The organism is Bradyrhizobium sp. PSBB068 (assembly GCA_016839165.1).
Classification (GTDB): Bacteria; Pseudomonadota; Alphaproteobacteria; order Rhizobiales; family Xanthobacteraceae; genus Bradyrhizobium.
Genome location: CP069300.1, coordinates 2327069 through 2340203, shown reverse-complemented (window position 1 = coordinate 2340203; position 13135 = coordinate 2327069). Strand labels below are relative to the sequence as shown.

The 13135-nt window shown below is 65.5% G+C and carries 10 protein-coding genes; 2 read left to right on the top strand and 8 right to left on the bottom strand.

Annotation, left to right across the window (positions count from 1 at the left end; all coding sequences use genetic code 11):
• The first annotated feature begins 168 nt into the window (after positions 1–168).
• Positions 169–1335, top strand: a complete 1167-nt coding sequence (locus tag JQ507_10830) for an ABC transporter substrate-binding protein (protein QRI71925.1) — start codon at positions 169–171, stop codon at positions 1333–1335.
• Between the two features lie 74 nt (positions 1336–1409).
• Positions 1410–1865: a cupin domain-containing protein gene (locus tag JQ507_10825; GenBank protein ID QRI71924.1), complete on the top strand. Its 456-nt coding sequence runs from the start codon at positions 1410–1412 to the stop codon at positions 1863–1865.
• Between the two features lie 196 nt (positions 1866–2061).
• Here JQ507_10825 and JQ507_10820 read toward each other — a convergent pair whose 3' ends face one another.
• From JQ507_10820 to JQ507_10785, 8 genes are all read right to left on the bottom strand, one after another.
• Positions 2062–3303, bottom strand: coding sequence for a flavin-dependent oxidoreductase (locus tag JQ507_10820; GenBank protein QRI71923.1), 1242 nt, complete (start codon positions 3301–3303; stop codon positions 2062–2064).
• A gap of 329 nt (positions 3304–3632) precedes the next feature.
• A complete protein-coding gene (locus JQ507_10815) occupies positions 3633–4028 on the bottom strand; it encodes a RidA family protein (GenBank protein QRI71922.1) in 396 nt (131 codons plus the stop codon).
• Between the two features lies 1 nt (position 4029).
• On the bottom strand, positions 4030–4869 hold the full coding sequence (locus tag JQ507_10810; protein ID QRI71921.1) for an enoyl-CoA hydratase family protein: 840 nt from the start codon (positions 4867–4869) through the stop codon (positions 4030–4032).
• An 11-nt stretch (positions 4870–4880) separates the two neighbouring features.
• Entirely contained in the window at positions 4881–5660 is a 780-nt protein-coding gene (locus tag JQ507_10805) for an SDR family oxidoreductase (protein QRI71920.1), read from the bottom strand.
• Positions 5657–7972 (bottom strand): bifunctional salicylyl-CoA 5-hydroxylase/oxidoreductase, encoded by a 2316-nt coding sequence (locus tag JQ507_10800; protein ID QRI71919.1) that lies wholly within the window; start codon positions 7970–7972, stop codon positions 5657–5659. The genes JQ507_10805 and JQ507_10800 overlap by 4 nt, the downstream gene beginning before the upstream one ends.
• 271 nt (positions 7973–8243) lie before the next feature.
• The gene (locus JQ507_10795) at positions 8244–9767 is read right to left on the bottom strand and encodes a sugar ABC transporter ATP-binding protein (protein QRI73287.1); all 1524 of its coding nucleotides are present in this window, start codon (positions 9765–9767) and stop codon (positions 8244–8246) included.
• Between the two features lie 11 nt (positions 9768–9778).
• Complete coding sequence (locus JQ507_10790) at positions 9779–10900, bottom strand: hypothetical protein (protein ID QRI71918.1); 1122 nt, start codon at positions 10898–10900, stop codon at positions 9779–9781.
• A complete protein-coding gene (locus tag JQ507_10785) occupies positions 10900–13038 on the bottom strand; it encodes an SMP-30/gluconolactonase/LRE family protein (GenBank protein QRI71917.1) in 2139 nt (712 codons plus the stop codon). Before JQ507_10785 ends, JQ507_10790 begins: the two co-directional genes overlap by 1 nt.
• Positions 13039–13135 lie beyond the last annotated feature (97 nt).

Here is a 13135-nt window from a genome sequence, read left to right as displayed (position 1 = left end):
CAATTTCTTTAAACTTCAAGCAATTGGCGCGGCGCTTGCATGGCGCGCGACAGCGCCCGCGCAACCGGTAACCTGACGCGATGCCACATCGCTTGCAGCGGTCGCACGCGCCAGACTAAGCTGCGGCCAAGCTGGAAAGGCATCAAGACAATGCTTTGGGGGAGTGACATGAAGCAACTGACAAGACTCGCGGGATTGGCGGCGCTGCTGGGAATCGCGGCGAGCCCGGCGGCAGCGCAGGAAAAGATCAAGATCGGCGTGCTGGTTACGACCTCGGGACCTGCCGCGGCGCTGGGCCAGCAGGTCCGCGACGGCTTTGCACTCGCGGTCAAGGACCTTGGCGGCAAGATGGCCGGCCGGGATGTCGAGATCGTCAACGCCGACGACGAGCTCAAGCCCGACGCTGCGGTGGTCAAGGTGCGCGGCCTGCTCGAGCGCGACAAGGTCGATTTCGTGGTCGGCCCGATCTTCTCCAACATCCTGCTGGCGATCCACCGCCCGGTCACCGACAGTAAGACCTTCCTGATCAGCCCGAATGCCGGCCCCTCGAGCTTTGCCGGCAAGGAGTGCAACCCGTTCTTCTATGTGACGTCGTACCAGAACGACCAGGTGCACGAGATCCTCGGCAAGGTGGCGCAGGACCGCGGCTACAAGCGCGTCTATTTGCTGGTGCCGAACTATCAGGCCGGCCGCGACTCCGTCGCCGGCTTCAAGCTCGACTACAAGGGTGAGATAACAGAGGAATCCTACACGCCGCTGAACACACTGGATTTCCAGCCCGAATTGTCCAAGATCGCCGCGCAGAAGCCGGACGCGCTGTTCACCTTCATGCCCGGCGGCATGGGCGTGAACCTCGTGAAGCAATACAAGCAGGCCGGCGCCACCGTGCCGGTGCTCTCCGCCTTCACCGTCGACGAATCCACCCTGCCTGCGCAGCAGGACGCCGCGGTCGGCATGTTCGGCGGCGCGAACTGGGCACCTGACCTCGACAATCCGCAGAGCAAGAAATTCGTCGCCGCCTATGAGGCCGCATACAACGGCGTGCCCGGTACCTATGCCATGCAGGCCTATGACGCGGCGCTGTTGATCGACAGCGCGGTCAAGGCGGTGAAGGGCGACCTCTCCAACAAGGAGGCGGTCGCGGCGGCACTGAAGAAGGCCGACTTCACCTCGCTGCGCGGTAACTTCAAGTTCAACAACAACGGCTATCCGATCCAGGATTTCTATCTCACCAAGGTCGCGAAGCGGCCCGACGGCAAATTCCAGACCGAGATTGTCGAAAAGGTGTTCTCGAACTATGGCGACCGCTACGCCAAGGACTGCGCCGCGAAGTAAGACACAAAGCGTTTTCAAGCGAAGTGGACACCGGTTCGCGTGATGAAAGCGCCTCAAACAAAAGAGAGGGAAACATGACGAAAGACGAGATCGCCGGCATCACCCGCGCCAATGAAGGCATGCAGGGCATTTCCTGGAGCATCCTCGGCCAGACCTACGTGCCGAAGAGCCGCACCGAGCATTCGTTCTCCTGGCACGCCACCTTCCCGCCGGGCACCTTCGTGCCTCCGCACATCCATCCCGACCAGGACGAGTATCTCTACATCCTGGAGGGAAAGCTCGACTTCATGCTCGACGGTGCCGACGAATCCGCCACGCCCGGCGACCTGGTACGCCTGCCGATGGGCAAGCCGCACGGCATCTTCAACAAGTCGCAGCAAACTGCCAAGACGCTGTTCTGGGTGTCGCCGACCCGCCGGCTCTACGATCTGTTCTGGGCGATCCACAACATGAAGGAGCAGAACCCGGATGACGTGGTGCGGCTCGCCGCCGAGCACAACATCCACTTCCTGCCGCCGCCTCCGGCGTAGGACACTTCCCTAATTGCAGGCAGCCTAGCCGCATAAAGATGTCGTCCCTGCGAAAGCAGGGACCCATACGCCGCGGCGGATGTTGTGAACGGGATTCGTCATTCCAGCGTTGCGAAATGACGAACATTGGTGGTTATGGGTCCTTGCTTTCGCAGGGACGACACCGAATTTGTGGCGCGCGAGGCGATCGTTACTCCTACTGCCGCGCCACCACGCGGGCGGCGAAGCCGGCCTTGGCCGCGTAGCCGCGCACGATCGCCTCGCGCGCCTCGTAATTGAGGATGGTGTCGACGTCGGTAAAGCCCTGCGGCGCGAGCTGCTCGACGGCGTCGATCACACCCTCCGGCCCGCCGCGGCGGTTGGAGGCGACGATGTCGGCGGTCATCGGCAGCCGCTGCCGCTCATAGGCCGCGAGCGCCTGGCGCGGATGCTCGGATCGCGCCAGCATGTCGGCGAGGCATCGCGCATCGAGAATGGCCTGCGACGCGCCGTTCGAGCCGACCGGGTACATCGGATGCGCGGCGTCGCCGAGCAGCGTGACCCGTCCGCTCGACCAATACGGCAGCGGATCGCGGTCGCAGCACGGATACTCCCAGAACTCCGGCGTCGCGTTGATCAGGCCGGTGAAATCGACCTGCGGAATCGTGAAGCTCGCGACATAGGGCATCATCTCCTCGCGCCGGCCGAGATTGGACCAGCCCTCGCGGCGCGGCGGCGGCGAGGAGCCGTCGCCGATCCGCACCAGCACCGCCCAGTTGGTGAGCCGGCTTGCCGGGCTCGAGCCCGGCGCGATCGGGTAGATCACGGCCTTGGCGTTCAGCCCGCCGGCGATGATCATCGAGCGTCCGGTCAGGAAGGCCGGCCAGTCGGTAGCGCCGCGCCACAGCATCAGCCCGTTCCAGCACGGCCCGCCCTCGCCCGGGAACAGCGTCTCGCGCACCTTGGAGTGGATGCCGTCGGCGCCGATCAGGATGTCACCGCGCGCAGTGTGCACATGGGCGCCGCTGCGATCGAAGAAATAGGCCGAGACCCCGCCTTCATCCTGCGTGAAGGAGCCGAGCCGGCAACCGGTGCGGATCGCATCGGCGCCGAGACGGTCGATCACCGCCTGGTGGATCACGCTTTGCAGGCGGCCGCGATGGATCGAAAATTGCGGCACGTCGTGGCCGGCATCGAGCCCGCGCTTCTCATGCCAGACCTGCTGGCCATGCCGCGTCAGATAGAACAGCTCTGAGGTACGGATCGCGACGTCGTCGAGCCTGTCGAGCAGGCCGAGCCCTGCCAGCTCGCGGATCGCATGCGGCAAGGTGTTGATGCCGACGCCGAGCTCCCGGATCGTCTCCGACTGCTCGTACAGCTCGCAAGCGATGCCGCGCGCGCGCAGCATCAGCGCTGTGGTGAGACCACCGATTCCGCCTCCGACGATAATCGCCTTCATCGTCCTTACTCCACTCACACAGGACGTTTTACGCTTTGGTCTAGGGTCGCACGCCCGCTTGTGCGGCCGCAAGCCAGTTTGTCGTCCCCACTTTCGTCGAATCCTTGCCGTCTCGCCTTAGGATTAACAGCGGCTCAGCATACTCTCTTCTAAATCCGTCACCCCCGCGCAAAGGCTTCGCCTTTGCCGCTGGAGGAGCGGCGGAGCGGCGTCTCGAAGGGTCGACGGCCACCGGCCGGGCCGTGCATCCTTCGAGGCTCGCCCAGCGGCGCAATTGCGCCGCAAGGCTCGCAGCTCAGGATGACGGGACCAACAGGATTGCGCCTCCGTTAATCCGGCACCACCGCGATGGCCTGGATTTCTACCTTGGCGCGATCCTCGATCAGGCCGGCAACCTGGATCGCGGTCATCGCCGGAAAATGCCGGCCGATGACGTCGCGATAGACCGCGCCGATCTCCTTCAGCCGCGCGGAATATTCCTTCCGGTCGAGCAGGAACCAGGTCATCGACACGATGTGCTCGGGCCTTGCCCCGCCGGCGGCGGCGACGGCTGTGATGTTGCGCAGGGTCTGGCCGATCTGTGCCACGAGATCGTCGGTCTCGAACACGCATTGCCCGTTCCAGCCGATCTGGCCGGCGATGAAGAGCTGCTTGCCGCGCGCGGCCATGCCGTTGGCGTAGCCGATCGGCTTGGCCCATCCATCCGGCTGCAGGATCTCGATCATCTCAATTGCCCTCGAAGGCGGGTTTCTGCTTGGCGGCGAAGGCCTCGAAGGCGCGGCGGAAATCGCCGGTCACCATGCAGATCGCCTGCGCCTGCGCTTCGGACTCGATCATCTCGTCGACGCCCATCGCCCATTCCTGGTTGAACATCGTTTTCGTCACGCCGTGCGCGAACCACGGTCCATCCGCGAGCGAGCGCGCCATCTCATGCGCCGCGGCGGCGAGCTCGGCCGCTGGCACCAGGCGGTTGTGGAAGCCCCATGCAAAACCTTCGTCGGCGCTCATCGCGCGGCCGGTGTAGAGCAGATCGGCGGCATGACCCTGCCCGATCACCCGCGGCAGCAGCCCGCAGGCACCCATGTCGGCGCCGGCAAGGCCGACGCGGGTGAACAGGAATGCGGTCTTGGCCTGCGGTGTCGCCAGCCTGAGGTCGGACGCCAGCGCCAGCATCGCACCGGCACCGGCGCAGATGCCGTCGATCGCGGCGACGATGATCTGCGGGCATTTGCGCATCGCACGCACCACCTCGCCGGTCATCCGGGTGAAGGCGAGCAGGTCCGGCATCGCCATCCGCGTCAACGGCGCGATGATCTCGAACACGTCGCCGCCGGAGCAGAAATTGCCCTCGGCGCCGGTCAGCACGATGGCGCGAACGTCGGAAGCGTATTTGAGGTTGGTGAAGAGGTCGCGCAGCTCCTCGTAGGATTCGAATGTCAGCGGATTCTTCTTGTCCGGCCGGTTCAACGTGATGGTCGCGACCCGGCCGCTGGCATCGGTCGACCAGCGGAAGTGCTTCGCGGGATAATCCTTGAACGGACGGAGCTTTGCTTTCATCTCGGACATGATTTCTTCCTTCACCCGGTAAAGACCTCGCCGCCGGCAACCGCCACGGCTTGTCCGTTGATTGACGATGCGCCCTCGGAGGCGAGCCAGAGGATGGCGTCGGCGACTTCCTCCGGCGTCACAAGCCGCTGCATCGGATTGACTTTTGCGAGCGCGGCCCGCGCCTCCTGCTCGCTGCGGCCGGTCTTGGCGACGATGTTGGCCGTGGCATCCGCCACCAGTGGCGTATCGGTATAGCCGGGGCAGACCGCGTTCACGGTGACGCCGCGCCGGGCATATTCCAGCGCCAGCGAACGGGTCAGGCCAACGACGCCGTGCTTGGCCGCGACATAGGCCGAGACGTAAGCGTAGCCGGTGAGGCCCGCGGTCGAAGCCACGTTGATCACGCGGCCGCGGCCGCGCTGCGCCATGTCGGGCAGCACGGCCTGCGTCACCAGGAACACGCTGGAAAGGTTGCTCGCCAGCATATCCGCCCATAGCGCCGCACCCGTCTTGTCGAACGGCGCGCTGCCGGCCTTGCCGGCATTGTTGACGAGGATATCGATCGGACCCGCCTCGGCCGCGATCTGCGCGATACCTTTGGTCACCGCAGCCTCACCGGTCACGTCGATCGACACGACGGCGCCGGCGTGCTTGCCGAGCGCCGCCGCGGTCGCCTTCAGCGCATCGATCCGACGCCCCGCAATGCTGACACGTACCCCGGCGTTCGCCAGTGCAATCGCCGTGGCAGCACCGATGCCGGACCCGGCGCCCGTGACCAGCGCATGTGCGTTGGGCCAGAAGCTCATCATGCCTTCCCTCCGGCGGCCGCGCGTTCGAGATTGGCCTCGTATTGCGACTTGCCCGACAGATACTGTTTCGGCCAGGCGATCTGCTTGATGCCGATCTTGGCGGCCTCGTGCAGCGTCCAGGCCGGATCGGCGAGGTGCGGCCGCGCGATGGCGCAGAGATCGGCGCGGCCGGCGGCGATGATCGAGTTGGCGTGGTCGGCCTCCGAGATCGCGCCGACCGCGATGGTGGCGATGCCGACCTCGTTGCGGATCTTGTCGGCGAACGGCGTCTGGTAGAGCCGGCCATAGATCGGATGGTCGTCGGCCCAGACCTGGCCGGACGAGCAATCGATCAGGTCGGCGCCCGCCGCCTTGAACAGCTTTGCAAAGGCCAGCGCATCCTCCGGCGTGTTGCCGCCCTCGGCCCAGTCGTGACAGGACAGGCGGACCGACATCGGCTTGTCCTCCGGCCACACCGCACGGATGGCACGGAACACCTCCAGCGGATAACGCGCGCAGTTCTCGATCGATCCGCCATACTCGTCGGTGCGGCGGTTGGTCAGCGGCGAGAGGAAGCTCGACAGCAGATAGCCGTGGGCGCAGTGCAGCTCCAGAATATCGAAGCCCGCGCTTGCGGCGCGCCGGGCGGCGGCAACGAACTGGTCGCGCACCTCATCCATCTCGGCGCGGCTCATCGGCTCCGGGATCTGGCCGTCGGGCAGATAAGGCACCGGCGAGGCCGACACCAGTAGCCAGTTGTGGTCCGGCAGCGGTTCGTCCATGCCCTCCCAGGCGACGCGGGTCGAGCCCTTGCGGCCAGCATGGCCGAGCTGAATGCCGATCTTCGCTTCCGAATTGCGATGCACGAAGTCGACGATCCGCTTGTATGCCGCCGCCTGCTCATCGTTCCACAGCCCGCAGCAGCCGGGCGTGATCCGCGCTTCCGGCGAGACGCAGGTCATCTCGGTGAACAGGAGACCGGCGCCGCCGAGCGCGCGGGAGCCGAAATGCACGAGGTGGAAATCGTTCGGCACGCCCTCTTCCGCTGAATACATCGCCATCGGCGAAACGATGATGCGGTTGTGCAGCGACAGGCCGCGGATGTGGAACGGCGTCAGCATCGGCGGCGTGACGCGGTCGTTGGTGGCAGGCACGCCACTACGCTCGGCGAACCAGCGCTCATAGCCCTCGAGCCAGGTCTTGTCGCGCAGCCGCAAATTCTCGTGGCTGATCCGCTGCGAGCGGGTCAGCAGCGAGTACATGAACTGCTCCGGCTCCAGCGTATCGGCATAGCGCGAGCCGACCACCTCGAACCATTCCATCGCGTTGCGCGCGGCATTCTGGATCCGCGCCACATCGACGCGGCGCAGTTCCTCGTATGCCTTCAGCACCGCGGGGATGCTGTCCTTGGTCGCGCCGTGGATCTTGAACTGGTTGGTGAGCTCGATCGCGTCCTCCAACGCGAGCTTGGTGCCCGAGCCGATCGCGAAATGCGCGGTATGGGCGGCATCGCCCATCAGCACGACATGGCTGTTGCCGTTGAACGCAGTCCACTTGCCGCAGATCAGCCGCGGGAACGACAGCCAGGCCGAACCGCGCAGATGCCGCGCGTTGGAAACCAGATGATGACCCTCGAGGATTTCGGCGAATACGTTCTCGCAGAACGCGATCGACTCCCCCTGCTCCATCTTGTCGAGGCCGTGGGCGAGATACGCTTCCTCGGTGGTCTCGACGATGAAGGTCGCCGCGCCCTCCTCGAACTTGTAGATGTGCGCCTGGAACCAGCCGTGCTCGGTCTTGCGGAAATCGAAAGTGAAGGCGTCGAACGGGCGGTTGGTGCCGAGCCAGATATAGCGGTTCGGCCGCATCAGCATGTCGGGCTGGAACGCCTCGGTGTATTTGGCGCGGATCTTCGAGTTCACGCCGTCGCACGCCACGATCAGGTCGGCATCGGGGAATTCGAGATCGGAATTGACCTCGCGCTCGAAGATCAGTTCGACGCCGAGCTCCTCGGCCCGCGCCTGCAGGATGTTGAGCAGCCGCTTGCGGCCGATGCCGACGAAGCCGTGCCCGGTGGTGCGCATCCGCCGGCCCTTGATCAGGACCTCGATGTCGTCCCAGTGGTTGAAGGCCTGCTCGATCGTGTCTGATGTGACCGGGTCCCATTTGCGCATGTTGTCCATGGTCGCATCGGAAAACACCACGCCGAAGCCGAACGTGTCGTAGGGCCGGTTGCGCTCGACCACCGAGATCACGTGCGAGGGATCCAGCATCTTCATCAGGATGCCGAAATAAAGCCCGGCCGGCCCGCCTCCAATGCAAACGATGCGCATGGCGTTCTCCCGTTGGCTTCGGCGGCTGGGGCAGGTTCTTCCCGCTAGCCGGTACGGCATATTATTTTATACTTAAAATATTTGTCAAGGGCCGGCTCGGCCCGGTCAACTCCGTCATTCCGGGGCGACGCAAAGCGTCGAGCCCGGAATCCATCAGGCCGCACCAATGGCGGCGAAATAGATTCCGGGTCCTCGCTTCGCGAGCCCTCAGGTGCGCAATTGCGCACCGGGGAATGACGATGGGGAGAGAACAGGCCGCGCGTCGCGGCCCTCAATGCACCGCGGCGTACAGGATCTTGTCCTGGGTCGCGTCCGCGGCGTCGAACTCGGCGACGATGCGGCCGGTGCGGGCGACCAGGATGCGGTCGGAGACGGCGAGGATCTCCGGCAGGTAAGACGAGATCACCACCACCGCCTTGCCCTCGTCGGCGAGCCGGCGGATTTCGCCGTGGATGTGCGGGATCGTGCCGACGTCGACGCCGCGCGTCGGCTCGTCGAAGAAGATGATCGACGGCTCCTGCACCAGCGTCTTGGCCAGCACCACCTTCTGCTGGTTGCCGCCGGACAGCTCGATGATCCGCGCCTTGCGCTGCAATGCGCTGATCTTGAGCCGGTCGACCCAGTAACTGGCGAGCTTGCTGCGCTTCGCACGCGACAGCAGCAAGCTCCAGCCCTTCCTTGTGGCGAGGCTGCCGAGATAGACGTTGTCGTCGACCACCATGGTCTCGAAGAAGCCGTTGGCCTTGCGGTCCTCGGTGATGTAGGCGATGCCGTCATTGATCGCCTGCCGCGGCACGCGGTAGCGGATCGGCTTGCCGCGCAGCCTTATGGTGCCGCCATTGACCAGATTGCGCTTCAGCGCGCCGTAGACGATCTTGGCGATCTCGGTGCGGCCGGAGCCGATCAGGCCGGCGATGCCGACCACCTCGCCGGCATAGACCGAGAACGACATGTTCTTGACCGCCATGCCCATGGTGACGTTCTCGACCGTCAGCACCTTCTCACGGCGCTGATGGGTCTTGGCCTTGCCGCCATAGACCGCCTGCGCCACCTCGCGGCCGACCATGTGCTGCACCAGCGCGTCGCGGGTGAGTTCTTTGGCGGGCGCCGTGATCACCAGCTTGCCGTCGCGCAGCACGGTGATGCGGTCGGCGATCTGCAGCGATTCCTCCAGCGCATGCGAGATGTAGATGATGGAGACGCCGCGGGCGCGCAGGTCGCGCACCAAATGGAAGAAGTGGACGATCTCCTCCGGCGTCAGCGAGGCGGTCGGCTCGTCGAAGATGATGATGCGCGCCTTGTTGTAGATCGCGCGCGCGATCTCCACCATCTGCTTCTTGGCGGTGCCGAGCAGCGCCACCGGGGTCGCCGGATCGACGTGGAAATTCAGCGACTGCAACAGCTGCTGGGCCTGGATGTTCAGCGTGCGGAAGCGCGTCAACAGCTTCTCGTTGCCGAGCTCGATGTTCTGCGCCGCGGTCATGGTCGGCACCAGGCTGGTCTCCTGGTAGACCATGCAGATGCCGGCATCGAGCGCGTCGCGCGGCTGCTCGAAATTGGCCGGCTTGCCGTCGAGCAGATAATCGCCGGAGGTGAGATTGATCGCGCCCGCGATCGCCTTGCACAGCGTGGACTTGCCGGCGCCGTTCTCGCCGACCAGCGCATGCACCTCGCCGGGATAGAGATCGAAATTGACACCCTCGATGGCGTGAACGCCGCCATAGATCTTGGAGCCGTTGCTGATCCGCAGCACCGGCTCGCGGGCTGCGGAGGGGGTCGCGGTCGCCGCCTGCATCACGCCGTCATTCATCGCAGCTCTCCCGTATAGCGCAGCAGCCGTCCCGCGCCGCGCGCGGCGATGACGATGCCGGACGGCACCGCACAGGCGGCGGTGATGCCGTGGAAGCGGCCGCCGGCGCGACTGTGCAGGCTGTCGCTGGCCTCGCCTTCGGCATCGAGATGCACCAAGAGGCCGTAGGAGCGCGGCGGCGCCCATGGCTTCTGGATGCCGAGCGCCTTGACGCTGCCGATCTGCATCGGCTCCAGGCAATCGCTGCCGCCGACCAGCGCCGGCGCCACCCAGTATTCGGGCGGCATCGTCGCCATCATCTCCTCGCGGAAATCGTCTTCCTTGAGCACGAACTCGATCAGATGGGTGCGGCGCGCGAACATGCCGAGCAGGAACCCACCATGGCCGTCCGGATGCAGCCGCGCCGGATAGCCCGGCATGTTGGCGGCGACGGTCTCGCGCGGACCAAGCCCGCTGCCGCCAAGCGCGAAGCGGCTGAGGCCATGCGCCCAGCTCTCGGTGAGCCACAGGCTGTTGCCGTCGGCCGACACCATCACCCCGTAGGGATATGGCAGGTCGCGCAACAGCACCTGCGGATTGTCGAGCCCGGCGCCGCAGCTGATCAGGCGGCCATTGGCGCGCTTCTCCATCAGATCGTGCCGCCACTCGCTCGGGCGACGGCCGGCACTGCCTTCGACGGCATAGATGCGACCATCGGGCGCCGCCGTGACCGACAACAGCCCGACGAGCGCGCTGCCGCCGGCCGACTCCAGCCAGCGCGGCGCGGGCTTGGCGGGATCGATCGCGGCAAGGCCCCTGCCCGCGACGCAGACCAGAAGCCGGCCGTCCGGATGCAGCGCAAGCCCGCCGGCATCATCCTCGAATTCGGCGACAATCGCGCGCGTCGCGAAATCGCTGCCGCTGAGCTTCAGCACTTGTCGGCCGGCGGAGACATAGATCGCGCCATCGCCGGCGGCGATCACGTCGTCGACGCCCGGCAGCGGCTCGCCGATCGGCACGGCGGTATCGAGCCGGTCGTTCGGGCTGAGCGCGCCGTCGAGCGGCGGGATCGCGTTCTGGCCGCCGTCGCGGTCGATGACGCTGCGGATATCGCGCAGCAGATGATCGAAGAATCCCATTATGTCGTCACCCTGCTTTTGGCGCCCCAATAGGCGTCGTAGCCGGTCCAGCTGTCGTCGACGCCGTCGAGCTTGATGCGGCCGATCCGGTTGTTCTCGAGGCCGCCGAGATAGAGATAGCCCTGGTGCTCGCGCATCGAGGTCAAGGTCGAATGCGAGATGCCGGTCGGATCCCACCACGATTCCAGCGCCTCGCCCTTCTCGTTGAACTTCAGCACGCAGCCATGGTTCAGCGCGGGCGCCAGCCATTCGTCGGTCGGCACCTGCTTGACCATGCGCAGGCGGAAGCCGGGTTTTCGCGCGGCAAGGTCGAAGGTCGGGGTGCGGATGCCGACCAGCGCCAGCCAGTAGGTGCCGTCGGAGGCGCGGTTGATGTTGTCGGGATTGCCCGGCAACTCGTCCATCAGCACTTCGGTCTTGCCCTTGTTCGGCCCGTCGATCCAGTGCCGGAACACCTTGCACAGCGAGGTCGACGCGATCAGGATCGACTTGCCGTCATGCGAGACGCAGATCCCGTTCGGGAAATAGAAGTGGTTGATCACGGTGCGCGTGGTCTTGGTCGCCGGATCGTAGCAGACCACGCGGCCGTTCGGCCGGCCCTCGAGGATGTCGAGGGTGTTGGTGGTCATCTCGTAGCGCGTGGTGCAGTCGCTGAAATAGATCTTGCCGTCGGGCGCGATGTCGAGGTCATCGGCCATGCGCAGGCGCGAGTCGTCGTTCAGCTTGTACCAGGTGCGGTTGGTCTCGTCGGTGACCTTGAAGATGCGGCCGTCGGGCGCGACGCCGTACACGCCCATGCCCGCCACCGCGACGATCAGGTTCTCGTCGCGATCGAACTGCATGCCGAGCGGCCGGCCGCCGATATGGGCAAACACCTCGCGGGTCTTGAAGTCGGGCCCGGAGAAGCGGATCACATTGCCGTCGCGGGTCGAGCCGTAGAGCCGGCCCTGGCGGTCGAGGATGACGTCCTCGGGGCCCTCGACCTGATCGACGCCGATCGCCTGCGCGTTGATCAGCCGGTCGTTCTGCGCATAGGGCGATGCTGCGCCCGGCTGCACAGCCGGCGCCGAGGCCAGCGGCACGAAGGCCGGATTGACATAGATCTTCTGGATCGCCTTGCCGCGGTTCTTCGACCATTTGACGTCGATGCCGACGGCGGCGAGCAGGATCATGCCGGTCACCGCCGAGGTGACGTAGCCCGGGATGCCCATGCGCACGAGGCCGTTGATCAGGAGGAAGATGATCAGCGCGCCGATCATCGCCCGCCATACCGTGCCCTTGCCGCCGGCCAGCGACACGCCGCCGAGCACCACGGCGGTGAGCGCCTGGAATTCCCACCCCACACCGGTGGTGGAATCCGTCGAGGCCTGCCGTGCCGCATAGAAGATGCCGCTTGCCGCGCACAGCGTGCCCGACAGCACATAGGTCATGAACAGCATCAAGCGAACCCGGATGCCGGCATGACGTGCCGCCTTGCGACTGGCGCCGATCGCGGTGAGATGCCAGCCATAGCGCGAGCGCGACAGGAAGATGTGGCAGATCAGCAGCACCACGAACAGCGTCGCCGCATTGACGGGAATGCCGAGCACGCTGCCGCCGCCGATGAAGTCCCAGGCGTCGCTCTCGACCGAGTTGGTCGCGAACACCTGGGCATAGCTGGTGTTGAGCAAATTGACCGAGGCGCGCAGGATGATCAGCGTCACCAGCGTGGTCAGGAACGGCCGGGTCTTGAGGAATCCGATCAGGAAGCCGTTGATGCTGCCGAGCAGCGCGCCGACCAAAAGCGTCGCCGGCACCGCAAGGCCGACCGGCCATTCGCGCACCAGGAGGAAATACAGCGCGGCGAAATTGCACAGCGCGAAGATCGCGCCGACCGACAGATCGATGCCGCCGGTGACGAGGCAGAATCCCATCGCCAGCGCGACGAAGCCGAATTCGGCGAACAGCCGCAGCAGCGACACCGAATTCTGCACCGAGGCGTAGTCGGGAATGGTGAGCGCGAAATAGGCCCACAGCCCGATCATCACGGTGAACGGAACGACCGGCTCGAACCACTGTTTCAGCAGCAGCTCCGACAGCAGGAGCCGGGGTGAGAACCGCCGCACCGATGCGGCAAAGGAATCAACGGCCATCGACATCGTCAAAGCACTCCCTCGATCCGGTTTCACGTGTCCGGATTCTGATCCTTGATACAGCCGGCGCGGGAATGCCCCCCGCGCCGGCTGCCTCGCGCCT